Origin of the sequence: Spirillospora sp. CA-142024 (assembly GCF_050942325.1) — a bacterium.
GTDB lineage: Bacteria > Actinomycetota > Actinomycetes > Streptosporangiales > Streptosporangiaceae > Spirillospora.
Genome location: NZ_CP192077.1, coordinates 7,623,606 through 7,646,791, shown reverse-complemented (window position 1 = coordinate 7,646,791; position 23,186 = coordinate 7,623,606). Strand labels below are relative to the sequence as shown.

The window sequence follows — 23,186 nt, the reverse complement described above, 5'->3', positions numbered from 1 at the left end:
CCGGCTCGATCCCGTCAGGTAACGATCCGCTAGGTAAAATGCGAAGACATCGACCTCTGGGGAATAGCAGTGTGCCCTGGTGATGTTAGGCTGAATGCCGCACCAGATGCCCCGTTCGGGGCAGCGTGCTCGTCAGCCGCGCGTCGCCTGTTCGACCCTCCGGTCGTGTCGGTCCCGCGTACCAGGCTCCCCGACACCGTGACATCCCGTTGTCAGGCATTCCAGCGAAACAACTTCGGACGTGGCGGTACCGGGGACACGCACGAGCGGAACGTCCCGTCCACCATCTGGCTGTGCCCAGAACACGCAGATCCCGGTTCCATCGTGATCAGCGGAGCCCGTCCCGGCGCCCCCGCCGGGCCGCACCACCGGGTCGACTGGCCGAACGCCGGCCAACGCCCGCTCCCTGGGAAGGACCCTTAGTGAGCGAATCCAGCGAACTCCTTACGGACGCAACCAGTACGGGACCCGCCGACGCCGCCGCGGCCGGCGCGGAGCCCGCCACCCCCCGGCGCCGCCGCTCGGGCACCGGCCTGTCGGCCATGGTGCTGCCCGAGCTCAAGGCGCTCGCGTCCAGCCTCGGCATCACCGGCACGACCGGGATGCGCAAGAGCCAGCTCATCGCCGCCATCCAGGAGAAGCAGGGCGGCCAGGAGCAGGGCTCCGCGGGGGGCGAGCAGGGAGCCGCTGCCTCGGCGAAGACCGAGCGTCCGCGGCGCAGCCGCGCCGCCGCCAAGCGCGAGGTGTCCGACGACCAGGTCACCATCGCCGACGCCGCCCCGGTGGCCGAGCAGGGCCCGTCCGACGGGCAGACCGGCGCGGCCGAGAAGGGCGAGAAGTCCGAGAAGCAGGCCGACCAGGGCGAGCGGCCGGAGAAGGCCGAGCGGCAGGGCGGCCGGCAGCGGGGCGACAGGCAGGACCGCGGGGGTGCCGAGGGGCGCGGCGAGCGGCAGGGCCGGGAGCAGAACACCGAGGAAGGCGAGTCCCAGGGCGGACGGGACGGCAACCGCGACGGGCGCGAGGGCCGTGAGGGACGCGAGGGCGGCGGCCGCCAGCGGCAGCGCGGCGGCCGGGAACGCGGCGAAGGCCGCGACCGCGGCGACCGTGGGGATCGCGGTGACCGCGGAGACCGTGGCGACCGCGGTGACCAGGGCGGCGGTGGCCGGCAGCGCGGCCAGAGCCAGGGCGGCGGCGGCCAGCACGACGATGACGACGGCGGCGGCCGGGGCCGGCGCGGGCGCCGGTTCCGGGAGCGCAACCGGGGCCGTGGCCGCGAGCGCTACGAGGAGCCGGTGGTCACCGAGGACGACGTCCTCATCCCGGTCGCGGGCATCCTCGACATCCTCGACAACTACGCCTTCGTCCGGACGACCGGCTACCTGCCCGGCCCGAACGACGTGTACGTGTCGCTCGCGCAGGTCCGCAAGAACGGGCTGCGCAAGGGCGACGTCATCACCGGCGCGGTCCGGCAGGCGCGCGAGGGCGAGCGGCGCGAGAAGTTCAACGCGCTGGTCCGCCTCGACACCGTCAACGGGATGGAGCCCGACCAGGCCAAGGGCCGCGTCGACTTCACCAAGCTGACCCCGCTGTACCCGCAGGAGCGGCTGCGCCTGGAGTCCGACCCGGGCATCCTGACGACCCGGATCATCGACCTGGTGTCGCCGATCGGCAAGGGCCAGCGCGGCCTGATCGTGTCGCCGCCGAAGGCCGGCAAGACGATGGTGCTCCAGGCGATCGCCAACGCGATCACCAAGAACAACCCGGAGTGCCACCTGATGGTCGTCCTGGTGGACGAGCGTCCGGAGGAAGTCACCGACATGCAGCGGACGGTGAAGGGCGAGGTCATCCACTCGACCTTCGACCGTCCCGCCGAGGACCACACCACGGTCGCGGAGCTGGCGATCGAACGTGCCAAGCGGCTCGTCGAGCTCGGCCACGACGTCGTCGTGCTGCTCGACTCGATCACCCGTCTGGGCCGCGCCTACAACCTGGCGGCGCCCGCGTCCGGCCGCATCCTGTCCGGTGGTGTCGACTCGACCGCGCTGTACCCGCCGAAGCGGTTCTTCGGCGCCGCCCGCAACATCGAGAACGGCGGCTCGCTGACGATCCTCGCCACCGCGCTGGTGGAGACCGGGTCCCGCATGGACGAGGTCATCTTCGAGGAGTTCAAGGGCACCGGCAACATGGAGCTGAAGCTCAACCGGAGCCTGGCCGACAAGCGGATCTTCCCGGCGGTGGACGTCGACCAGTCCTCCACCCGCAAGGAGGAGATCCTCATGGCCCCCGAGGAGCTGCGGGTCGTCTGGCAGCTGCGCCGGGTGCTGCACGCGCTGGAGACGCAGCAGGCGCTGGAACTCCTCATCGAGAAGATGAAGGAGACGAAGTCCAACGCCGAGTTCCTGCTCCAGGTGCAGAAGACCACCGTCTCCGACGATCGCTGATCGTCTGCGCACGCCCCCGTCCGGAGGTCCGGGCGGGGGCGTCGCCGTCCCCGCCCCGGGAGGGTGGGGTTAGCCCCACCCCCGAACCGGCGGCGGACGTCATGGTCGCCCGGCCTGCCGCCCGGCACGCTTGGACCGTAGGTTGGAACGGGCACGGAGGGACGACGTGGGCGAGCTGAGCAGAGACCCCGGCGCCATGGGCGGCGCCGCCGTCCAGTGGGCTGCGGCCCGATGGGCCACGGCGACGCGGACCGGCGCGGACGGGCCGTCCGTCATGACCGGATCCTGGCATCCGCTCGCGATGGCGAAGTCGTCGCTGACCTGGCGTTCGGCGCTGTACCTGGGCGTCAGCCTGGCGTTCGGGATCGGCTGGCTCGTCACCCTCACCATCGGGCTGACGCTGTCGGTCGCGCTGCTGATCCTCTGGGTCGGGCTCCCGCTGCTGATGCTGATGATGATCGCGTGGCGGTTCGGCGCGATGCTGGAGCGGCAGTTCGTGCGGGCCGCGTTCGGCGTCCGGATCCCGAACCCGTACCGGCGGCCGCCCGAGGGCCGCAATCCGCTGGTCAGGCTGAGGCGGATGGCCGCCGACCCGGCGACCTGGAAGGACCTCCTCTACCTCGCGGTGCTGTTCCCTGTCACGCTGGTGGAGTTCGTCGTGTCGGTGGCGGCCTGGGCCGGGACGGGCGTGCTGCTGTTCCTGCCGGTGCTGGTGGCGGCGGACGGCGGCACCGAGATCAACTTCGGCTACGTCTCGTACTGGGCGGGCAACCCGGTGGAGGCGCTGCCGGTATCGGTCGTGGGCCTGGCGTTCCTCGTCGTGGCGATGTACGTGACGCGGGTCATGGCGATCGGGCACGCCGCGTGGGCCGTGCTGATGCTCGGCACGAGCCCCTCGCAGGCCGAGAACGCCGAGCTGCGCAAGCGGACCGAGCACCTGCAGGCCAGCCGCGCCCGGGGGGTGGACGCGGCCGAGTTCGAACGTCGCCGCATCGAGCGCGACCTGCACGACGGGGCCCAGCAGCGGCTGCTGGCGGTGGCGATGGACATCGGCCGCGCCCGCGCCAAGCTGGACGACGACCCCGAGGGCGCGCGGGCGCTCATCGAGCAGGCCCACTCGGGCACCAAGGAGGCGATCTCCGAGCTGCGGGACCTGGCCCGCGGGATCTACCCGGCGATCCTCACCGACCGCGGCCTGGACCCGGCGCTGTCCGGGCTCGCCGGGCGCGCCCCCGTCCCCGTCGAGGTGGACGTCGACCTGCCGGAGCGTCCGCCGGCGGCGGTCGAGAGCATCGCCTACTTCATCGTCGCCGAGTCGCTGGCGAACATCGCGAAGTACGCCCGCGCGACCCGCGCGTCCGTCCGCGTCGTCCGGGAGGACCGCTGGGTGGTCGTCGAGGTGATCGACGACGGGATGGGCGGCGCGGAGGCGCGGCCGGACGGCGGGCTGGCCGGGCTGGCGGACCGGGCGGCGACCATCGACGGCATGCTCATCGTGGACAGCCCGCCCGGCGGCCCCACGATCATCCGCGCGGACCTGCCCTGCAGCTGGTGACCCTGCAGTTGGTGAAACCGGCCCGGGCGCGGCCCGGGCCGGTCGCGGCGATCACCGCCCGGTCCGCCGCCGCGCCCCGGATAATGGGCGGATGCGGGTTGTGATCGCCGAGGATTCGGTGCTGTTGCGCGAAGGGCTCGTCCGGCTGCTCGACGACGCGGGGATCGAGACGGTGGCGACCGTCGGGGACGGGCCCGGGCTGCTCGGCATCGTCGACGAGCACGCCCCCGACCTCGCCATCGTGGACGTCCGGATGCCGCCGTCGTTCACCGACGAGGGGCTGCGCGCGGCCCTCGCGGTCAGGGAGCGGCGGCCGGGCACGCCGATCCTCGTCCTGTCCCAGTACGTGGAGGAGCGGTACGCGACGGACCTGATCGGCGGCGGCGCGGAGGGCGTCGGCTACCTGCTGAAGGAGCGGGTGTCGGACATCGCCGACTTCATCGACGCGGTCCGCCGGATCGCCGCCGGCGGGACCGTCATCGACCCGGAGGTGATCGGCCAGCTGCTCGGCCGGCGCCGCACCGGTGACCCGCTGGAGGCGCTGACCCCGCGGGAACGCGAGGTGCTCGGGCTGATGGCGCAGGGCAGGTCGAACGGCGCCATCGCCGCGGACCTCGTCGTCACCGAGGGCGCGGTGGAGAAGCACATCTCGAACATCTTCATGAAGCTGGATCTGCAGCCGGCCCAGGGCGGGCACCGCCGCGTCATGGCCGTGCTGGCGTATCTCGGCCGCGCGGCCGGCTGACCGGGGACGCCCGTCCGAGATCGGGAATGCCCGGTGACCTCGCCACGTTCGGGTATCTGGCACACTTGGTGTGCAACCGCTGCGGTACCGGTTCACGCCTCCCAGATCTCCCATGGCTCCGCCATGCGAGCACGGGGGCGCCCGGCGACCGCCTGAGGCGAGGAGAACTCATGAAGCCCGACATCCACCCGAACTACGTCGTCACGACCGTGACGTGCACGTGCGGCAACACGTTCGAGACCCGCAGCACCGCCGAGAACGGCGTGATCCACGCGGACGTGTGCTCAAACTGCCACCCGTTCTACACGGGCAAGCAGAAGATCCTCGACACCGGTGGCCGGGTTGCGCGCTTCGAGCAGCGCTTCGGCAAGAAGAAGGCCGGCAAGTAGGACGACCGCCGCACACATGCCAGGGACGGCCCGGGGACGCACCAGGTCCCCGGGCCTTCCGAAGTCGGCACCCGGAGGCGGCCGCCGCCGCGCGGGAACCGGTGGGGTCGCCGGGGGCCGCACAGAGAACGGCCAGGACACAGCGTGAATCTCGACGATCTGATCAGCGAATACGCGGGCATCGAGGAACGGCTCGCCGACCCGTCGGTCCATGCCGACCAGAACCTGGCGCGCAAGCTCGGCAAGCGCTACGCGGAGCTGCGGCCGATCGTCGAGACGCACCGTGAGCTGTCCTCGACCGAGGACGACCTCGGCACGGCCCGCGAACTCGCCGGGGAGGACGCGGCGTTCGCCGCCGAGGCCGAGGAGCTGGAGACCCGCCGCGGCGAGCTCGAAGAGCGGCTGCGGCACCTGCTCGTCCCGCGCGACCCGAACGACGCCAAGGACGTCATCCTCGAGGTGAAGGCCGGCGAGGGCGGTGAGGAGTCGGCGCTGTTCGCCGGCGACCTGCTGCGCATGTACCTGCGGTACGCCGAACGCGTCGGCTGGAAGACCGAGATCCTCGACTCGCACCCGTCCGACCTCGGCGGGTACAAGGACGTCACCGTCGCCGTGAAGGCGAAGGGCGCCTCCGAGGAGGGGGTCTGGACGCGGCTGAAGTTCGAGGGCGGAGTCCACCGGGTGCAGCGCGTGCCCGCGACCGAGTCGCAGGGGCGCATCCACACCAGCGCGGTCGGCGTCCTCGTGACGCCCGAGGCCGAGGACGTCGACGTCCAGATCGACCAGAACGACCTGCGCATCGACGTGTACCGCTCGTCAGGGCCGGGCGGGCAGAGCGTCAACACGACCGACTCCGCGGTCCGCATCACGCACCTGCCGACCGGCGTCGTCGTCTCCTGCCAGAACGAGAAGAGCCAGCTCCAGAACAAGGAGCAGGCGCTGCGCATCCTGCGGTCCCGGCTGCTGGCGATGGCGCAGGAGGAGGCCGACGCCGCCGCGGCCGCCGAGCGCAAGAGCCAGGTCAGGACGGTCGACCGGTCCGAGCGGGTGCGCACCTACAACTATCCGGAGAACCGGATCTCCGACCACCGGGTCGGCTACAAGGCGTACAACCTCGACCAGGTGCTGGACGGCGACCTCCACAACGTCACGCAGGCGCTCGTCGACGCCGACATGGAACGCCGCCTGGCCGAAGCCCAAAAGTCATGAGCGCAGCGAATCGGGGGGCGTGGGGGGTCGTCCCTCCTCGAAAGATAGGATCATGAACCTGCTGCTCGACGAGATCGCCAGGGCCACCGCCAGGCTCGCCGACGCGGGCGCCGCCTCCCCCCGCGCCGACGCCGAGGAGCTCGCGGCGGCCGTGCACCGGGTGCGGCGCTCGGAACTGCACGGCGTCCCCGACAGCGCGTTCGACGCCCGGTTCTGGGAGTTCGTCGCGCGCCGCGAGGCGGGGGAGCCGCTGCAGCACATCACCGGCCGCGCTTTCTTCCGCTATCTGGAGCTGAAGGTCGGGCCCGGCGTGTTCGTCCCGCGGCCGGAGACCGAGGTGATGGCCGGCTGGGCGCTGGAGACGCTGCGCGACATGGACGTCCGCGACCCCCTCGTCGTCGACCTCGGCACCGGCTCGGCCGCGATCGCGCTGTCGATCGCGCTGGAGGCGCCGCGCGCCCGGGTCCACGCCGTCGAGAAGGATCCGACCGCGTTCGTGCACGCGACCCGCAACGTCGAGGAACTGGACGAGCGGGGCCGCGTCCGACTGCACCTGGGCGACTTCGGCACCACCCTCTCCGAGTTGGACGGCACCGTCGACCTCGTCGTCAGCAACCCCCCGTACATCCCCATGAGCGAGTGGGAGTACGTCCCGCGCGACGTGCGCGACCACGACCCCGCCGACGCGCTGTGGGGCGGCGGCGACGACGGCCTGGACGCGATCCGCGTGGTCGAGCGCACCGCCCGCCGGCTGCTGCGTCCAGGCGGCTACGCGGCCGTCGAGCACAGCGACCTGCAGGGCAACGGCGTCTACTGGGTCTTCGCGGAGGAGAACGGCTGGCGGGACGTCCGCAACCGCCGCGACCTCACCAACCGCGACCGTTTCGTGACCGCCCGCCTGGCCGCCGACTAGCCGCCCGGACGCCCCGCTATCCTGGGCGATGCCATGGAGGGACGAGCGCTGCGCAGATGGGAAGACGGGCGACCGTGAGCCGACGTTATGACTGCTCTGAGCCGATGGAGCGCACGCGCGGGATCGCCGAGGCCGTCTCCGCCGTCCGGCGCGGCGAGCTGATCGTCCTGCCGACCGACACGGTGTACGGCGTCGGCGCGGACGCGTTCACGCCGCCCGCGGTGACCGCGCTCCTGGACGCCAAGGGCCGCGGCCGGGAGATGCCGCCGCCGGTGCTGGTCGGCTCGGTCCGGGCCGCGACGGCTCTGGTGGAGGACCTCGGCACCTACGGGCAGGACCTCATCGACGAGTTCTGGCCGGGCGCGCTGACCCTCGTGTGCCGCGCCAACCCCAACCTCATGTGGGACCTCGGCGAGACCAAGGGCACCGTCGCCGTCCGCATGCCGATGCACGAACTGGCCGTGGAGCTCCTGAAGGAGACGGGCCCCCTCGCCGTCAGCAGCGCGAACCTCAGCGGCCGGCCCGCCGCCAGGAGCGCGGAGGAGGCCGAGAAGATGCTCGGCGACTCCGTGTCGGTCTACCTGGACGGCGGCGCGTCCGGTCACGCCGACCCGTCGACGATCGTCGACCTGACCGGCTCGATCCCGCGCCTTCTCCGCGTCGGCGCCATCCCCGAGGACAAGATCCGCTCCGTGGTGGGCGTCCTGCTGACCGACGAGGACGAACCGGAGGAGCCGGAAGAGGCCGCAGACGCCCCGTCCGCCGCCGACGAGACCAAGCCCTCCCTCACCAAGGCGGAGCCGTCGGAAACCTCCGACACGCCCACTGAGCCCTCGGAAAAGCCGTCCCTGGCCAAGGACGCCCCGGACCCTGAGGACAAGGACGCCTGAGCCCCCGATCCGCCCCGCCCGCGGGGGTTCCAGTGGGGGTGGAGGTGCCTGGCCCGGCGGGTGTATCGACCTCGTTACGCCGACACGAGGGCGGCAACGGTGGAAGCATGCCTGACGTGCGTGGCCGTGTCCGGGGGCCCGCGATCGCCGCGGGCGTGCTGCTGCTGACCGCCGTGCTCGGGCTGCTCGCCCGGCCGGCGGGCGCCGAGCCTGCCCCGGGGGTCTCCGGCGCCGGACGGCCGCCCGGGCTCGCCTACCGCGGCGAGAGCATCCCGGCCTACGACGTCGTCCTCACCATCGGCGTCGACGGCGTGCTGTACGTCCGGGAGACGATCACCTACGACTTCGACGAGACCGGCGAGCACGGGATCGTGCGGCGCGTGCCGTTCCGCCGCGGCGACCGGCTCTACGACGTGCGGAACGTGAGCAGCAGCTCGTCCACCGGCGCCCCCGCCCGGGTGCGGACCACCCGTTTCCTGCACGACGTGCGGATCAGCGTCGGCGACCGGCGCCGCGAGGTCCGCGGACGCCAGGCGTACGTGATCGAGTACGAGGTGGGCAGGGCGTTCACCCCGCGCGCCGACCACGACGACCTGGTCTGGGACGCGATCGGGACGAGCTGGAACGTCCCGATCGGGAACGCGGCGGTCCGGGTGCAGGCGCCGGTCCCGCTGCGGCACGCGAGCTGCCGGGCGGGCGCGCCCGGCGCGACGACGCGCTGCCTGCGCGACCGCGACGGGCCCTACGCCATCGACTTCGTCCAGAACGGGCTCGCCCCGCACGAGGGGATGACGATCCGGGCCCGCCTCCCCAAGCACGCGATCGCCGTCCAGCCGCCGCGGTACGTCCCGCCGCGCTGGACGGGCGGCTGGCCGGGCACCGCCGTGCTCGCCCTCGCGCTCGGCGCCGTCCCGCTGCTCGCCCTGCGGCCGCCGCCGGAGCGGCGGGCCGGGGCCGGCCTCGTCGCGGCCGGGTTGCTGCTCGTCGTCTCGGACGCGGGGGACGACATCGCGGCGCGCGGCCCGTGGGCGTTCTCGCTGGGCGACCGGTGCCTGGCCGGCCTCGCGCTCATGATCGTCGGGGCCGGGATCATGTGCGCGCACGGGACGCGGGCCGGCCGATCGGCGGCGAACGGTCGCCCGGTGGGTCTACAGTTGGTCGGTCGCGACGTGAACAGATCGTCCCGGCGGGCCGTCTACCAAGGTGGGGGCGGAGGTGAACCCCCGCCCGGACGGGGCACGTAGGCACTGGCGACCGGCGAAGGGAGGCGCAGGGGAGTGCGGGAATACCTGCTCACGATCCTCGTCGCCGCTCTCGTCACCTATCTGCTGACTCCCTCGGTGCGCAGGTTCGCCGTCTGGTTCGGCGCGCAGGCCGTGCCGCGCGACCGCGACGTGCACGTCATCCCGACGCCCCGGCTGGGCGGCCTCGCGATGTTCGGCGGGATGATCGCGGCGCTGGTGGTGGCGACCGGGCTGCCGGAGATGCGCAAGGTCATCGGGGACGGCGGGGTCAGCGTCAGCAAGGCGCTGCTGCTGTCGGGCGGGCTGATCGTGCTGATCGGGATCGCCGACGACCGCTGGGAAGTGGACGCGCTCACCAAGTTCGCCGGGCAGGTCGCGGCGGGCGGGATCTTCATCATGCAGGGGATCCAGATCTACTCCATCCCGCTGCCGACGGGCGAGCCGTTCTCGCTGCCGCCCGCCTACGGGGTGCCGCTCACGGTGTTCGTGGTCGTCGCGACGATCAACGCGGTCAACTTCATCGACGGGCTGGACGGCCTCGCCGCGGGCGTCGTCGGGATCGCCGCGCTGGCGCTGTTCTCCTACGCCTACCTGCTGTCGAAGTCGAACGGGCTCACCACGCTGACCGCCGCGACCCTCATCGCCGCGATCCTGTTCGGGATGTGCGCGGGCTTCCTGCCGCACAACTTCAGCCCGGCCAAGATCTTCATGGGCGACACCGGCTCGATGCTGATCGGGCTGCTGCTCAGCGCCTCCACGATCATGCTGACGGGCCAGTTCAACCCGGCCGTCCTCGCCAACGGGCTGTTCCCGTTCTTCGTCCCGCTGCTGCTGATCCCGGCGGTCGCGGCGGTCCCGTTCATGGACATGCTGCTCGCGGTGTGGCGGCGCACCAGCCAGGGCCGGTCGCCGTTCTCCCCGGACAAGCAGCACCTGCACCACCGGCTGCTGCAGCTCGGGCACTCCACCCGCCGCGCCGTCCTGATCATGTACTTCTGGGTGGGGCTGCTGGCCTCCGGGCTGGTCGGCCTCGCGAAGTTCGACGCCGCGTGGATCACCCTCGGCGTCACCCTGCTGGTGGCGATCGCCGGTGTCCTGCTGATGTTCCGCATCCCCAGCCGCCGCAAGTCCCCCGGCCCGGACGCCCCGGGTTCCGGCGACCAGCCCGCCGACCGCCCCCCGATGCACGTCTGAACCTCCGGGACGGTCTTGCGTCCGCGTGGCCGATGGGAGAGGGTTTGACGTCCCGAGGGTGTCACGGGGAGTGTCCGCCGGGCGGTGTCCAGGCCGGGCGGCGCGTCCCCCGCTTTCCCACCGGCGCACGGGCTGACCTGGGCTAAAGTCCGTGGTGCGAGCGTCGCTCCGGGCCGGTCCGCGGGCTCGGCGGGGCATTACCTCTAGGGTAATTGTGGACATTCCGGACGCTTGTGATACCTTTCACGAACAACAGACGAACACTTAACGTGACCAGCCGGAGCCCTCATGCATACCTCCGACGCCCGGATGCTCCGCGGCGCCGCGATCCCGACCTCGGTGGTCGGGGTGGGCGCCGTACTGATCGGCCTGCTGGCCGCCGGCGCCAAGGGCGCCCTCGCGGCGGCACTGGCGTCCGTCGTGGTGATCGCCTTCTTCTCCGTCAGCGCGCTGGTGGTCTCATGGGCCGCCAAGTACTCCGCGCAGACCATGATGCTGGCCGCCCTCGCGAGCTACATGGTGAAGATCCTCGCGGTGATGGTGCTGGTCACGGCCATGGACGAGGTCTCGATCTGGAACACGAGGGTCTTCGGCTGGACGGTCATCGGGCTCGCGCTGCTCTGGATCGGCGCCGAGTTCCGCGTTGTCATGCAGCGGAGGCCCTACATTGACGAGACCGAGAACGTGCTGGACCGGAGTCCGTGATGAAGCGCCCGCGGACGGTGCCGGCACCAACGGACTACTCCAATATGACCACCGCATGGATGGCCTGCTATCGTCCGGAGCGCGATGAGCGAGCAGAAACGTCGGCCGGAGGACGGCCAACGCGAATTCGCCGACGTCGCCTGGTCCGTGCCCAGCTACCTCCTTTCAGGGATGATCATCTGGGGCGGGATCGGGTGGCTGCTGTCCGAATGGACGCACCAGACCTGGCTGATCCCCGTCGGCCTGGTCATCGGAGTCGGGCTCGCCGTCTACCTGGTCTACGTGAAGTACGGTCGCCACTCCTCCTGAGCGGCCCCGCCGCCGAGGAAGCCTTCGTGAAACATCAACACATTGATGAAGGGAACGCCGCGTGAACGCGCTGACGGTCCTCGCCTCCGGGGGAGATGAGTTCGAAGCCCCGGGCCCGGAGCTGTTCGACTTCCCGCCCCTGTTCGCCGGCGGGCCCGAGTGGCTCACCAAGCCGGTCGTGTTCTCGGTCGTCGGCACGCTGGTGGTCTGCGGCCTGTTCTGGAGCGCCTTCGCCAAGCCGAAGCTCGTGCCGAAGGGCATGCAGAACGTCGGCGAGATCGGCTACATGTTCGTGCGGGACGAGATCGCCCGCCCGTTCCTCGGCAAGAACACCGACCGGTGGATGCCGATGCTGATGTCGCTGTTCTTCCTGATCTGGTTCTGGAACATCTTCGCGGTCGTCCCGATCATCCAGTTCCCGATCGCCTCGCACATCGCCTTCCCGATCGTCCTGGCGGTCTTCGTCTACATCGTCAAGGTGTACCTCGGCCTCAAGAACCAGGGGCTCAAGTACTTCACGAACATGATCCCCAGCGGTCTGCCGCTGCCGGTCTACTTCCTGCTGGTGCCGATCGAGTACCTGTCGACCTTCATCCTGGCGCCCTTCACCCACGCTGTCCGGCTCTTCGCCAACATGTTCGCCGGCCACACGATCCTGGCGTTCTTCAGCCTCGTCGGGTTCTGGTTCCTGTTCGAGAAGCCGACGGTCGCCGGCTTCGGCGTGGGCATCGTGGGCGTGCTCGTCACGATCGTCCTGACCGCGCTCGAATTGCTGATCCAGTTCCTGCAGGCGTTCCTGTTCGCAATGCTCGCCGCGATGTACATCCAGAGCGGCCTGGAAGCCGAGCACTGAGCCCCAGGGGTGCAGCGCCCCCTCGGCACCGCGCCCCGACCGGAAACATCGTCAGCCAAGACCGGCGGAGACTCCGCCGGCCGACAGAAAAGGAATGAACCCATGACGGGAGAAGTTCTCGCCGCCGTCGAAGGCAACGTCACCTCGATCGGTTACGGTCTCGCGGCCATCGGCCCGGGTATCGGCATCGGCATCATCTTCGGCCAGGGCGTGAACGCCATCGCCCGCCAGCCCGAGCTGACCGGCGTGATCCGCACCAACATGCTGCTGGGCTTCGTCCTCACCGAGGCGCTCGCCCTGATCGGCCTGGTCGCGCCCTTCATCTTCCAGGGCATCTGACCAGGGTCTCATCTGAGGAAGGGCTGCAGACATGATCAGAGCAGCTTCCGTCCTTGCGGCGGAGGAGAACAACCCTCTCGTCCCGCACCCGTACGAGCTGGTCGTCGGCATCTTCTCGTTCGCCGTCGTCCTGATCGTCCTCGGCAAGATCCTCGTCCCGCGGCTGCAGAAGACGCTGGAGGAGCGCACCGAGGCGATCGAGGGCGGGCTGGTGCGGGCCGAGGAGGCGCAGAAGGAAGCCCAGCAGGTCCTGGACCAGTACAAGGCGCAGCAGAAGGCGGCCGCGGTCGAGGCGTCCAACGAGCGGCGCAAGGCCGAGGAGCAGGGCGCGCAGATCATCGCCCAGGCCAAGGAACAGGCCCAGGCCGAGGCGCGCCGCATCGTCGAGAACGCCAAGGCGCAGATCGAGGCGGAGCGGCAGCAGGCGCTGCAGTCGCTGCGGGCCGAGATCGGCGCCATGTCGGTCGAGCTGGCCGGACGCGTCGTGGGCGAGTCCCTGGAGGACAGTGCGCGGCAGAGCCGGGTCGTCGACCGGTTCCTTGAGGAGCTCGAGGAACGCGCTCGGACCCAGGAGCAGATCACATCATGACCATCACGGGAGCGGTGAGCAGGGCGTCGCTGGCCGAGGCCAGGGAACGGCTGGAGGCCGTCATTCCCTCCGCCGACCTGGCCCGGCTCGGCGCCGACCTGTTCGCGGTGCTGCACCTGATCGACCGCGAGCACGGCCTGCGGCGGGCGGTCTCCGACCCGGCGCGGGACGGTGCCGACAAGGCGCAGCTCGTCCAGATCCTGCTGGAGGGCAAGGTGTCGCCGGCCGCTCTCGGGCTGGTCGCCGACGTCGTCCGGCTGCGCTGGTCGAAGCCGTCGGAGCTGTCGGACGCGGTGGAGACCCTCGCGGTCACCGCCGAGTCCGCCCGCGCCGAGGCCGACGGCCGGATCGACGACCTGGAGGACGAGCTGTTCCGGTTCTCCCGGGTCGTCGAGGGGGAGGCCGCGCTGCGCGGCGCCCTCGCCGGTCCGGGGCTGCCGGACGACCGCAAGCTCGGCGTGGTGAACGCGCTGCTGGAGGGCAAGGTCACTCCGGCCACGCTGACGCTGGTCACCGAACTGGTGCTGCGCCCGCGAGGACGTAGCCTGGAGGGTGGGCTCGCCGAGTACGGCAAGCTCGTCGCCCAGCGCCGGCAGCGGCTCGTCGCCCTCGTCCGGACGCCCGCCGAGCTGTCGGCGGCGCAGCGGACGAGGCTCGCCGCGGTGCTCGCCGCCGCCTACGGGCACGAAGTACACCTGAACATCGAGCTCGACCCCACGGCGATCGGCGGACTGTCGATCGAGATCGGGGACGAGATCATCGACGGCACGATCGCCGGACGGCTGGACGACGTCCGCCGGCGGCTCGGCACCGGCTGACGCCGGCAGAGCTGACCCCAAAGGGAGCAAGGAAGGAATCATGGCGGAGCTGACGATCCGTCCGGACGAGATCCGGAACGCGCTGGAGCGCTTCGTCCAGTCGTACGAGCCCGAGGCCGCCGCGCGCGAAGAGGTCGGCACCGTCGTCGATTCCGGCGACGGTATCGCCCACGTCGAGGGCCTGCCCTCCGCGATGGCGAACGAACTCCTTGAGTTCGAGGACGGTACCCGTGGCCTGGCTCTGAACCTGGACGTGCGTGAGATCGGCGCCGTTGTCCTGGGTGACTTCAGCAAGATCGAGGAGGGCCAGAAGGTCCGCCGCACCGGCGAGGTCCTGTCGGTGCCGGTCGGAGACGCCTTCCTCGGCCGCGTCGTGGACGCGCTGGGCAACCCGCTGGACGGCAAGGGCGCGATCGAGACGACCGAGCGCCGCGCGCTCGAACTGCAGGCCCCGACGGTCGTGCAGCGGCAGTCGGTGAGCGAGCCGCTGCAGACCGGCATCAAGGCCATCGACGCGATGACGCCGATCGGCCGCGGCCAGCGGCAGCTGATCATCGGTGACCGGCAGACGGGCAAGACGACCGTCGCCGTGGACACCATCATCAACCAGAGGGAGAACTGGGAGTCCGGCGACGAGAAGAAGCAGGTCCGCTGCATCTACGTCGCGATCGGCCAGAAGGGCTCCACGATCGCCAACGTGCGCCGCTCCCTGGAGGAGGCCGGCGCGCTGGAGTACACCACGATCGTGGCGGCCCCCGCGTCCGAGCCGGCGGGCTACAAGTACATCGCGCCCTACACCGGGTCCGCGATCGGCCAGCACTGGATGTACCAGGGCAAGCACGTCCTGATCATCTTCGACGACCTGTCGAAGCAGGCCGAGGCCTACCGCGCGGTGTCGCTGCTGCTGCGCCGCCCGCCGGGCCGTGAGGCCTACCCCGGCGACGTCTTCTACCTGCACTCGCGGCTGCTGGAGCGCTGCGCGAAGCTGTCGGACGACATGGGCGCCGGCTCGATGACGGGTCTGCCGATCATCGAGACCAAGGGCAACGACGTGTCGGCGTACATCCCGACGAACGTCATCTCCATCACCGACGGGCAGTGCTTCCTGGAGACGGACCTGTTCAACCAGGGCGTCCGGCCGGCGATCAACGTCGGCATCTCGGTGTCCCGGGTCGGCGGCGACGCGCAGATCAAGGCGATGAAGACGGTCGCCGGCACCCTGCGTCTCGCGCTGTCGCAGTTCCGCGACCTGGAGGCGTTCGCCGCGTTCGCGTCCGACCTGGACGCCGCGTCCCGCGCGCAGCTGGAGCGCGGCGCCCGCCTGGTCGAGCTGCTGAAGCAGCCGCAGGGCAGCCCGTTCCCGGTCGAGCAGGAGGTCGTGTCCGTGTGGGCGGGCACCTCCGGCGAGCTGGACGAGGTGCCGGTGGCCGACATCCGCCGCTTCGAGCGCGAGTTCCTCGACTACGTCGAGCGCGAGGAGAGCGGCCTGCTGACCTCGATCCGCGAGACCGGCAAGCTCTCCGACGACGGCCTCACCAGCCTCAAGAACGCCATCACGGAGTTCAAGAAGGGCTTCCAGACCAGCGAGGGCGAGCTGCTGGCCGAGGAGCCCGTCGAGGCGATCGAGGACGAGGACGTCAAGCAGGAGACGATCACCCGCGTCAAGAAGGGCTGACGGCCATGGCCGCACAGCTTCGTCAACTCCGGCAGCAGATCAAGACGGTCAAGTCGACCGCCAAGATCACGCGTGCCCAGGAGATGATCGCCACGTCGCGGATCGTCAAGGCCCAGCAGGCGGTGGCGGCCTCCAAGCCGTACGCCGACCAGATCACGCAGGCTCTGACCGCGCTGGTGAGCCACAACGTCGGGATCGACCATCCGCTGCTCGCCGAGCAGCCGGCCGACAACCGCAGCGCCGTCCTGATCGTCACGAGTGATCGCGGGTTCTGCGGCGCCTACAACGCCAACGTCATCCGCGAGGCCGAGTCGCTGATCACGGCGCTGCGGGAGCAAGGCCGCGAGCCCGTCCCGTACGTCATCGGCAACAAGGGCATCACCTGGTACCGGTTCCGGGACCGGGACGTCGCGGAGACCTGGAACGGGTTCAGCGACCGTCCCGACTTCGCGAGCGCGGAACGCGTCGGGCGGCGGCTCACCGAGGACTTCCTCAAGACCGACGCCGAGGGCGGGGTCGGTGAGATCCACGTGGTCTACACCGAGTTCGTCTCGATGCTGACCCAGACCGTCCGGGTCACCCGGCTGGTGCCGCTGGAGATCGAGGAGACCGAGAGCTCCGCGGTCCCGCCGGCGTACGAGTTCGAGCCGTCCGCGCAGGCCGCGCTCGACCTGCTCCTGCCGAACTACATCGAGAGCCGCATCTTCCACATGCTGCTGCAGTCGGCCGCGTCGTTCCAGGCGTCGGTCAGGCGGGCCATGAAGTCGGCGACCGACAATGCCAACGAACTGATCGGGGTCTACACGCGCCAGATGAACCAGGCGCGGCAGGCCGCGATCACCCAGGAAATCAGCGAGATCGTCGGTGGCGCTGACGCGCTCGCCGAGTCTGGCGGGGAGTGATAATGACTGCTCAGGTAGAGACGGCGACCGCCACCGGGCGCGTCGCGCGTGTCATCGGCCCGGTCGTCGACGTGGAGTTCCCCGCCGACGCCATCCCGGACATCTACAACGCCCTCAACGCGCAGGTCACCCTGGGCGGCGAGGAGAAGACCCTGACGTTCGAGGTCGCCCAGCACCTCGGCGACAACATGATCAGGGCGATCTCCATGCAGCCGACGGACGGCCTGGTCCGCGGCGCCCCGGTGACCGACTCCGGCGAGTCGATCGCGGTGCCGGTCGGCGACATCACCAAGGGCCACGTGTGGAACGCCCTCGGTGACGCGCTGGACGTCCCGACCGCCTCGCTGGAGGTCAACGAGCGCTGGGGCATCCACCGCAGCGCCCCGGCGTTCGACCAGCTGGAGTCCAAGACCGAGATGCTGGAGACCGGCATCAAGGTCATCGACCTGCTGTGCCCGTACGTCCAGGGCGGCAAGATCGGCCTGTTCGGCGGCGCGGGTGTGGGCAAGACCGTCCTCATCCAGGAGATGATCCGCCGTGTCGCCCGCAACTTCGGCGGCACCTCGGTGTTCGCCGGCGTCGGCGAGCGCACCCGTGAGGGCAACGACCTCTGGGTGGAGATGGCCGAGGCGGACGTCCTCAAGGACACCGCGATGGTGTTCGGCCAGATGGACGAGCCGCCGGGCACCCGGCTGCGGGTGGCGCTGTCCGCGCTGACGATGGCGGAGTACTTCCGCGACGTCCAGGGCCAGGACGTGCTGCTGTTCATCGACAACATCTTCCGGTTCACGCAGGCCGGCTCGGAGGTCTCCACGCTGCTCGGGCGCATGCCGTCCGCGGTGGGCTACCAGCCGACGCTGGCCGACGAGATGGGCGTGCTCCAGGAGCGGATCACCTCGACGCGCGGTCACTCGATCACCTCGATGCAGGCGATCTACGTGCCCGCCGACGACATCACCGACCCGGCGCCGCACACCACGTTCGCGCACCTGGACGCGACCACGACGCTCGCGCGGAGCATCTCCGAGAAGGGCATCTTCCCGGCGGTCGACCCGCTCGACTCGACCTCGCGGATCATGGACCCGCAGATCCTCGGCAACGAGCACTACGAGGTCGCCCAGGAAGTGATCCGGATCCTGCAGAAGTACAAGGAGCTGCAGGACATCATCGCGATCCTCGGCATCGACGAGCTGTCCGAAGAGGACAAGGTCACCGTCCAGCGGGCGCGGCGCATCGAGCGCTTCCTGTCGCACCCGATGTACGTGGCCGAGCAGTTCACCGGCCAGGAGGGCGTGACGGTGCCGAAGGACGAGACGGTCGCGTCCTTCAAGGCGCTCGCGGAGGGCAAGTACGACCACCTTCCCGAGCAGGCGTTCTTCATGTGCGGTGGCATCGAGGACGTCGAGAAGAAGGCCAAGGAGCTGGAGAAGTAGTCCGCTCCGGCGGGGCCGTCCCCGGGCGTCGCGCCCGGGGGCGGCCCCGCCGGAACCGCTCCAGTAGTCGGAGGAGACAGACGTGGCAACCCTGAAGGTCGGGCTGGTCTCGCCGGAGCGCGAGATCTGGTCCGGCGAGGCCAGGACGGTGGTCGCCCAGACCATCGAGGGCTCGCTCGGCATCCTGCCGGGCCACGCTCCGGTGCTGGGCATCCTCCTGGACGGCAGCGTGGTGAAGATCGAGCCCGCCGACGGCGGCGAGCCGGTCCTGGCGGCGGTCGGCAGCGGGTTCTTCTCCGTCGCCGCCGACGAGGTGTCGGTGCTGGCGGAGCAGGTCGAGCGGGGCGACGAGATCGACGTGGACGACGCCAAACGCGCGCTGGACACGGCGCTCACGGGCGCCGCGGAGGACGCGGCGCCGGAGCGGCGGGCCCGGGCGCGGCTGCGCGCGGCGGGCATCGAAGCCTAGAGGCCGACGGACGGCGGGGGATTTGGGCGAGCACCTGGCACTGGACGCGGGCGGGGTGCTCGCCGCGCTCGTCCTCGTGGCGGCGCTGCTGTTCGTGTCCATGTCGGTGCGCCGCTGGTTGTTCACGCGCGGCGGCGGCACCGTGGAGTGCAGCCTGCGTGAACTGTCCCAGGAGGGCGGAGCCCCCGGGGTGTGGCGGCTCGGCATCGGCCGCTACAAGGGCGATGTGCTGCAGTGGCACCGCGTGTTCGGTTTCCGGAGAAGGCCCCGGCAGGTGATTCACCGCCGGGGCCTCGTCGTGTCCAACCGGCGCACCCCGGACCCGGGGGAGGCGGACGGCCTGCTGCCGGACGTGACCGTCATCGAGGTCAAGAGCGGCGACGTCACCGTGGAGCTGGCGATGGGCGCGGCGGCGCTCACCGGCTTCCTCGCGTGGCTGGAGGCGGCCCCGCCCGGCTTCCCCGTGGATCTGCATCCGCCGGAATGAGCGGGCCTGGAACGAGCGGGCCCGGAATGAGCGGGTAAGGCGCCGGTATCGAATTGGCGTGGCCGTGCCGCCAATGCTTGAGGCGCGCGGGACGGGGAGTGAGGATCGCGCTGGTCCGCTCCCTACTCCGTCCGCAGGAGTGCACGTGCGCAAGCTCCTCACCGGCACCCTCGTGGCGCTGCCCGCCCTCGCCCTGCCGGCCGCCCTGCCCATGGCCGGTGCCGCGCCCGCACGTCCCGACCTCGCGAAGCTGGTGACGCTGAGGGAGATCAAGGCGCACCTGGCGGCGTTCCAGGAGATCGCCGACTACAACGGCGGAAACCGCGCGGCGGGGACCGCGGGCTACGACGTCTCCGTGAAGTACGTCGTCGGGCAGGTGAAGAAGGCCGGTCTCACGCCGAAGGTGCAGAAGTTCACCTACCCGTACTGGCGTGAGCGCTCGCATGCGGTGCTGGCGCGGACGGCGCCGTCCAAGGCGTCCTACAAGCGGGGGGAGGACTTCCTCACGCTTGAGTACTCGGGGTCCGGCGATGTGACCGCGCCCGTGGTCGCGGTGGACGTGCCGGCCAAGGGGGAGGGGACGAGCGGTTGCGAGACGAGCGATTTCAAGGGCTTCGCCAAGGGCTCGATCGCGCTCATGCAGCGGGGGAAATGCTCGTTCGCGACGAAGGCGGCGAAGGCGAAGGCGGCCGGCGCCCGGGCCGCGGTGATCTTCAACAAGCCGGGTGAGAAGGGGCCGCTGAACGGGACGGTGACGAGGCCGTCCGCGATCCCGGTCGTCGGGCCCACGCACGCGGTGGGCGCCGAGCTGGTGAAGGCCGCGAAGAAGGGCGGCCTGAGGCTGCGCGTGAAGACCGGCACGGTGCAGGGGAAGAGGTCGTCGGCGAACGTCATCGCCGACACCGGGCGCGGGCGGGCCGGGAACGTGGTGCTGGCCGGCGCGCATCTGGACAGCGTTCCCGCGGGGCCGGGGATCAACGACAACGGCACCGGCGCGGCGACGCTCCTCGCCGTCGCGGGCAAGATCAAGGCGTTGGGCAAGGGTGATCTTCGCAACCGGGTGCGTTTCGTCTGGTGGGGCGCCGAAGAGGCGGGGCTGCGGGGCTCCGCGCACTATGTGAAGAGCCTGCCGGCCGCCGAGCGCGCGAAGATCGCCCTGAACCTGAACTTCGACATGCTCGGTTCGCCCAACGGCACCCGGGGCGTCTACGACGGCGACCACTCGACCCGCGCCGGCACGAGGGCGCCCGCCGGTTCGGGGGCGATCGAGAGGATGTTCCGGGAGTACTTCAGGAGACGTCATCTGCCGGTGACGGAGAGCACGTTCAACGGGCGGTCCGACTACGGCCCGTTCATTCAGCGGGGCATCCCGTCCGGCGGGATCGACACCGGCGCCGAGGGGCTGAAGACCGCCGCGGAGGCCAAGACGTTCGGCGGCAGGGCGGGCAAGGCGTACGACCCGTGCTACCACTCCAGGTGCGACCGGCTGAAGAACGTCAACCTCAAGCTGCTCGACGGCAACGCCGACGGTGTCGCGCACGTCCTCCAGCACCTGGCCCGGACGACCGTCGCCGTCAACGGCGGAGCCCGTCTCGACCCGACCCGGGACGCGTCCTACGACCCGCTCTGGCAGGGCCTGTACCTGCTCCGCTAGCCGCCGGCGTCACGCCGAAGGGAACCCGAAGTCCTCGACCGGGGTAGTGGGGTTCGCGTTGTGGGCGGGGCGCTCGGGATCGAGCATGCACCTCGCGAAGGGGCCATCGGGGGCGCGCAGGCGCGCGAGGGCGGGGTCGAGATGATCGCGGTGCCAGATGCTGGGACCGGTGTGCCCGCACGACGGTGAGTCGGTGAGCGATTGCCAGGCCAGCCAGAGCGCGTGGAGGCGGGCGAGTGCCTCGGGATGTTCCCACCAGCGTGTGCACCAGGGTCGGAGCGGGCTCACCTCGTTGACGTAGACGGGGACCAGCAGAACGTTGACCCACGTGGCCAGGGACTCAAGTTCGAGGGTGTGCTCTGGGCCGTCCAGATACAGCAGGAAGGAGGGTACGAACGGACGTTCGCCATCTGGTCGGCCGGCGGTCTCGTCGGCGTCGACGGAAGCGGTCGAGCCCAATCGGTCGCGAAGCCCCTTGATGACCTCTGCGTGCCGGGCGAGACCATGCCCGTGGATCTCGACGACCGCGCGCAGGTCGGCGAGATCTTCGGCGAGGCCTTCCGGTGAGTCGGTCATGGTGAGTCTCCATCGTGCTACTGGCTGCGAGCACCATGGATGACCGTCCGGAAACGGCGGGGTGGCTCAAGTCCGTCGCGACCGCTATTTCGGCGCGACCGCGATGGAGCCGTCGCGTGTGCTGAGCTTGATGCGCCGCTTGGACTGCGAGTCCTGGTGGACGGCAGGGTCGATCCGCTTGGCACCGTTGTCGGTGGACGCGTCGATGGCGTAGCCCTCCCCGGACGGCAGGAGAAGGCGGATCGAGCCGTTGTCCGTCGTCGCCTGGACGTTCGAGGGCGGCGCGTCGAGGCTGAGCATGATGCCGCCGTCCCGCGTCTTGGCGGTGATCCGGTCGGCGGTCAGCCCGCGGGCGTCGATCGAGCCGTTGTCGGTGTCGAGGTCGGCGAAGACGACGCGCCCGCCCACCTCGATGCGCCCGTCGCGGGAGCCCGCCTTCAGCAGGTCGGCCGTGAGGCCCGAGGCGTCGATGGAGCCGTTGTCGCTGCGCAGGTTCGCGGAGGTGGCGCGGCCCGAGACCCGCACCGAGCCGTCGAGGGAGCTGATCGTCACCGTGGAGGCGCGCAGGTCGTTCGCGGTGACCGAGCCGTTGTCGCTGTGCAGGTTCACCGCCCCGGTCAGGCCGGACGCGACGATCGCGCCGTCCCGGTTGTCGATCTCGACGGGAACGCCGCGCGGAACCCGCACGCGGTAGGAGACCCCGCACGCGGCGAACCCGATCACCTGTCTCGCGCACTTGGACGACAGCGTGAGGGTGCCCCCCTCGGTGACGTGCCGGGCCTCTGGCTTGTTCTTGTCGTTGGACCAGCGCAGCCGTTCCCGGACCGTGATGCCGGGGGAGTCGGACGCGGTGACCTCGACCCGGCTCCCGTTCGTCTTGATCTTCAACGCGGTGACGGCGGCGGGGGCGGCGTAGGAGCGGTCCTCCTGGTGCCGGCCGACGCTCACGTTGCCGCAGCCGGCCAGCGCCGCCAGCGCCGCCGCCACCGCCGCCGCGACGGTCGTGACTGTCAGGGTCCTCACGTGGTCTCTCCCGTTGTCGCCGTGCGCCCGTTCATGCCAAGCCTGCTCCAGGCGCGGCGGCGTCACCAGGAGGGGAGCCGGTCATCGGGGGGTGGGGTTAGCCCCACCCCGCCGGTCCGGTTCCCGCCGGCCGTTCAGCGTTCCCCGCCGGGCTTCCACAGGACGTCGCCGTGCTCGGCGTTCGCGACGCGGCAGAGAATGAACAGCAGGTCGGACAGCCGGTTGAGGTACGTGGCCGTCAGCGGGTTCACCCCGCGCTCCGGCGTGACGTCGGCGCTGCCGTGCTCCTCGATCGCGGCCCACGCCGACCGTTCGGCGCGTCGCGTCACCGTCCGGGCGACGTGCAGGAGCGCGCCGCCGGGCGTGCCGCCGGGGAGGATGAAGCTGCGCAGTGCCGGCAGGCCGGCGTTGTGCTCGTCGCAGGCCTCCTCCAGCCGCTCGATGTAGGACGGCTCGACGCGCAGCGGCGGATACTCCGGGTCGGGGACGACGGGCGCGCACAGGTCGGCGCCCACGTCGAAAAGGTCGTTCTGGACGCGGGTGAGCAGCGTGACGAGGTCCTCGGGCAGGGAACCGAGCGCGAGGGCCGCGCCGATCGCGGCGTTGGCCTCCTCGACGTCGGCGTACGCGGCGAGACGCGGATCGGTCTTCGACGTCCGGGACGCGTCGCCGAGCGCGGTGGTGCCGTCGTCCCCCGTACGGGTGTAGATCCGGGAGAGCACGACGGGGTTGTCCCTGTTCTTCGCCATGGGGGCAGCCTAGCCGTGCCGTCGT

At 70.9% G+C, this 23,186-nt stretch carries 24 protein-coding genes; 21 read left to right on the top strand and 3 right to left on the bottom strand.

All coding sequences use genetic code 11. From position 1 onward, the window contains the following. Positions 1 to 422: 422 nt before the first annotated feature. The 21 genes from rho (at position 423) to ACQPZP_RS36060 (ending at position 20,813) form a co-directional block, all read left to right on the top strand. Positions 423 to 2,441 (top strand): transcription termination factor Rho, encoded by a 2,019-nt coding sequence (gene rho / locus ACQPZP_RS36160; protein WP_433474161.1) that lies wholly within the window; start codon positions 423 to 425, stop codon positions 2,439 to 2,441. Between the two features lie 166 nt (positions 2,442 to 2,607). Beyond that, on the top strand, positions 2,608 to 3,996 hold the full coding sequence (locus ACQPZP_RS36155; RefSeq protein ID WP_433474160.1) for a sensor histidine kinase: 1,389 nt from the start codon (positions 2,608 to 2,610) through the stop codon (positions 3,994 to 3,996). A 91-nt stretch (positions 3,997 to 4,087) separates the two neighbouring features. Continuing rightward, entirely contained in the window at positions 4,088 to 4,741 is a 654-nt protein-coding gene (locus ACQPZP_RS36150) for a response regulator transcription factor (protein WP_433463888.1), read from the top strand. Positions 4,742 to 4,911: 170 nt separating this feature from the next. Next, positions 4,912 to 5,130 (top strand): 50S ribosomal protein L31, encoded by a 219-nt coding sequence (gene rpmE / locus ACQPZP_RS36145; RefSeq protein ID WP_021598595.1) that lies wholly within the window; start codon positions 4,912 to 4,914, stop codon positions 5,128 to 5,130. 144 nt (positions 5,131 to 5,274) lie between these two features. Continuing rightward, positions 5,275 to 6,339: a peptide chain release factor 1 gene (prfA, locus tag ACQPZP_RS36140; protein WP_433474159.1), complete on the top strand. Its 1,065-nt coding sequence runs from the start codon at positions 5,275 to 5,277 to the stop codon at positions 6,337 to 6,339. 52 nt (positions 6,340 to 6,391) lie between these two features. Continuing rightward, positions 6,392 to 7,252 carry a peptide chain release factor N(5)-glutamine methyltransferase gene (gene prmC, locus ACQPZP_RS36135; protein WP_433474158.1) on the top strand — a complete coding sequence of 287 codons (861 nt, stop codon included), beginning with the start codon at positions 6,392 to 6,394 and terminating at the stop codon, positions 7,250 to 7,252. 74 nt (positions 7,253 to 7,326) lie between these two features. Continuing rightward, a complete protein-coding gene (locus tag ACQPZP_RS36130) occupies positions 7,327 to 8,142 on the top strand; it encodes an L-threonylcarbamoyladenylate synthase (protein ID WP_433474157.1) in 816 nt (271 codons plus the stop codon). A gap of 107 nt (positions 8,143 to 8,249) precedes the next feature. Then, on the top strand, positions 8,250 to 9,386 hold the full coding sequence (locus tag ACQPZP_RS36125) for a DUF2207 domain-containing protein (protein WP_433474156.1): 1,137 nt from the start codon (positions 8,250 to 8,252) through the stop codon (positions 9,384 to 9,386). Positions 9,387 to 9,419: 33 nt separating this feature from the next. After that, positions 9,420 to 10,580, top strand: a complete 1,161-nt coding sequence (locus ACQPZP_RS36120) for an MraY family glycosyltransferase (protein WP_433474155.1) — start codon at positions 9,420 to 9,422, stop codon at positions 10,578 to 10,580. A 288-nt stretch (positions 10,581 to 10,868) separates the two neighbouring features. Then, positions 10,869 to 11,285, top strand: a complete 417-nt coding sequence (locus tag ACQPZP_RS36115; protein ID WP_433474154.1) for a hypothetical protein — start codon at positions 10,869 to 10,871, stop codon at positions 11,283 to 11,285. An 84-nt stretch (positions 11,286 to 11,369) separates the two neighbouring features. Next, on the top strand, positions 11,370 to 11,594 hold the full coding sequence (locus ACQPZP_RS36110) for an AtpZ/AtpI family protein (RefSeq protein WP_433463881.1): 225 nt from the start codon (positions 11,370 to 11,372) through the stop codon (positions 11,592 to 11,594). Positions 11,595 to 11,655: 61 nt separating this feature from the next. Next, positions 11,656 to 12,447, top strand: coding sequence for a F0F1 ATP synthase subunit A (gene atpB, locus ACQPZP_RS36105; protein ID WP_433474153.1), 792 nt, complete (start codon positions 11,656 to 11,658; stop codon positions 12,445 to 12,447). Positions 12,448 to 12,549: 102 nt separating this feature from the next. Then, entirely contained in the window at positions 12,550 to 12,786 is a 237-nt protein-coding gene (gene atpE, locus ACQPZP_RS36100) for an ATP synthase F0 subunit C (RefSeq protein WP_433463879.1), read from the top strand. Between the two features lie 31 nt (positions 12,787 to 12,817). After that, positions 12,818 to 13,375, top strand: a complete 558-nt coding sequence (locus tag ACQPZP_RS36095) for a F0F1 ATP synthase subunit B (protein WP_433463878.1) — start codon at positions 12,818 to 12,820, stop codon at positions 13,373 to 13,375. After that, positions 13,372 to 14,193 (top strand): F0F1 ATP synthase subunit delta, encoded by an 822-nt coding sequence (locus tag ACQPZP_RS36090; protein ID WP_433474152.1) that lies wholly within the window; start codon positions 13,372 to 13,374, stop codon positions 14,191 to 14,193. Before ACQPZP_RS36095 ends, ACQPZP_RS36090 begins: the two co-directional genes overlap by 4 nt. Positions 14,194 to 14,233: 40 nt before the next feature. Continuing rightward, a complete protein-coding gene (atpA, locus tag ACQPZP_RS36085; RefSeq protein ID WP_433463876.1) occupies positions 14,234 to 15,868 on the top strand; it encodes a F0F1 ATP synthase subunit alpha in 1,635 nt (544 codons plus the stop codon). A gap of 5 nt (positions 15,869 to 15,873) precedes the next feature. Further along, entirely contained in the window at positions 15,874 to 16,770 is an 897-nt protein-coding gene (locus tag ACQPZP_RS36080) for a F0F1 ATP synthase subunit gamma (protein WP_433474151.1), read from the top strand. A gap of 2 nt (positions 16,771 to 16,772) precedes the next feature. Continuing rightward, positions 16,773 to 18,203 (top strand): F0F1 ATP synthase subunit beta, encoded by a 1,431-nt coding sequence (gene atpD, locus ACQPZP_RS36075; protein WP_433463874.1) that lies wholly within the window; start codon positions 16,773 to 16,775, stop codon positions 18,201 to 18,203. Between the two features lie 82 nt (positions 18,204 to 18,285). Further along, positions 18,286 to 18,672 carry a F0F1 ATP synthase subunit epsilon gene (locus tag ACQPZP_RS36070; RefSeq protein ID WP_433463873.1) on the top strand — a complete coding sequence of 129 codons (387 nt, stop codon included), beginning with the start codon at positions 18,286 to 18,288 and terminating at the stop codon, positions 18,670 to 18,672. A gap of 22 nt (positions 18,673 to 18,694) precedes the next feature. Next, a complete protein-coding gene (locus ACQPZP_RS36065; protein WP_433463872.1) occupies positions 18,695 to 19,159 on the top strand; it encodes a DUF2550 domain-containing protein in 465 nt (154 codons plus the stop codon). A 145-nt stretch (positions 19,160 to 19,304) separates the two neighbouring features. Continuing rightward, on the top strand, positions 19,305 to 20,813 hold the full coding sequence (locus tag ACQPZP_RS36060; protein WP_433474150.1) for a M28 family peptidase: 1,509 nt from the start codon (positions 19,305 to 19,307) through the stop codon (positions 20,811 to 20,813). Positions 20,814 to 20,822: 9 nt separating this feature from the next. Here ACQPZP_RS36060 and ACQPZP_RS36055 read toward each other — a convergent pair whose 3' ends face one another. The 3 genes from ACQPZP_RS36055 to ACQPZP_RS36045 all read right to left on the bottom strand — a co-directional run bounded on the left by ACQPZP_RS36055 (position 20,823) and on the right by ACQPZP_RS36045 (position 23,161). Then, on the bottom strand, positions 20,823 to 21,389 hold the full coding sequence (locus ACQPZP_RS36055) for a DUF4913 domain-containing protein (RefSeq protein ID WP_433474149.1): 567 nt from the start codon (positions 21,387 to 21,389) through the stop codon (positions 20,823 to 20,825). 84 nt (positions 21,390 to 21,473) lie between these two features. Continuing rightward, a complete protein-coding gene (locus tag ACQPZP_RS36050) occupies positions 21,474 to 22,412 on the bottom strand; it encodes a DUF4097 family beta strand repeat-containing protein (protein ID WP_433474148.1) in 939 nt (312 codons plus the stop codon). Between the two features lie 134 nt (positions 22,413 to 22,546). Next, positions 22,547 to 23,161, bottom strand: a complete 615-nt coding sequence (locus ACQPZP_RS36045; RefSeq protein ID WP_433474147.1) for a cob(I)yrinic acid a,c-diamide adenosyltransferase — start codon at positions 23,159 to 23,161, stop codon at positions 22,547 to 22,549. Between the last annotated feature and the right edge of the window lie 25 nt (positions 23,162 to 23,186).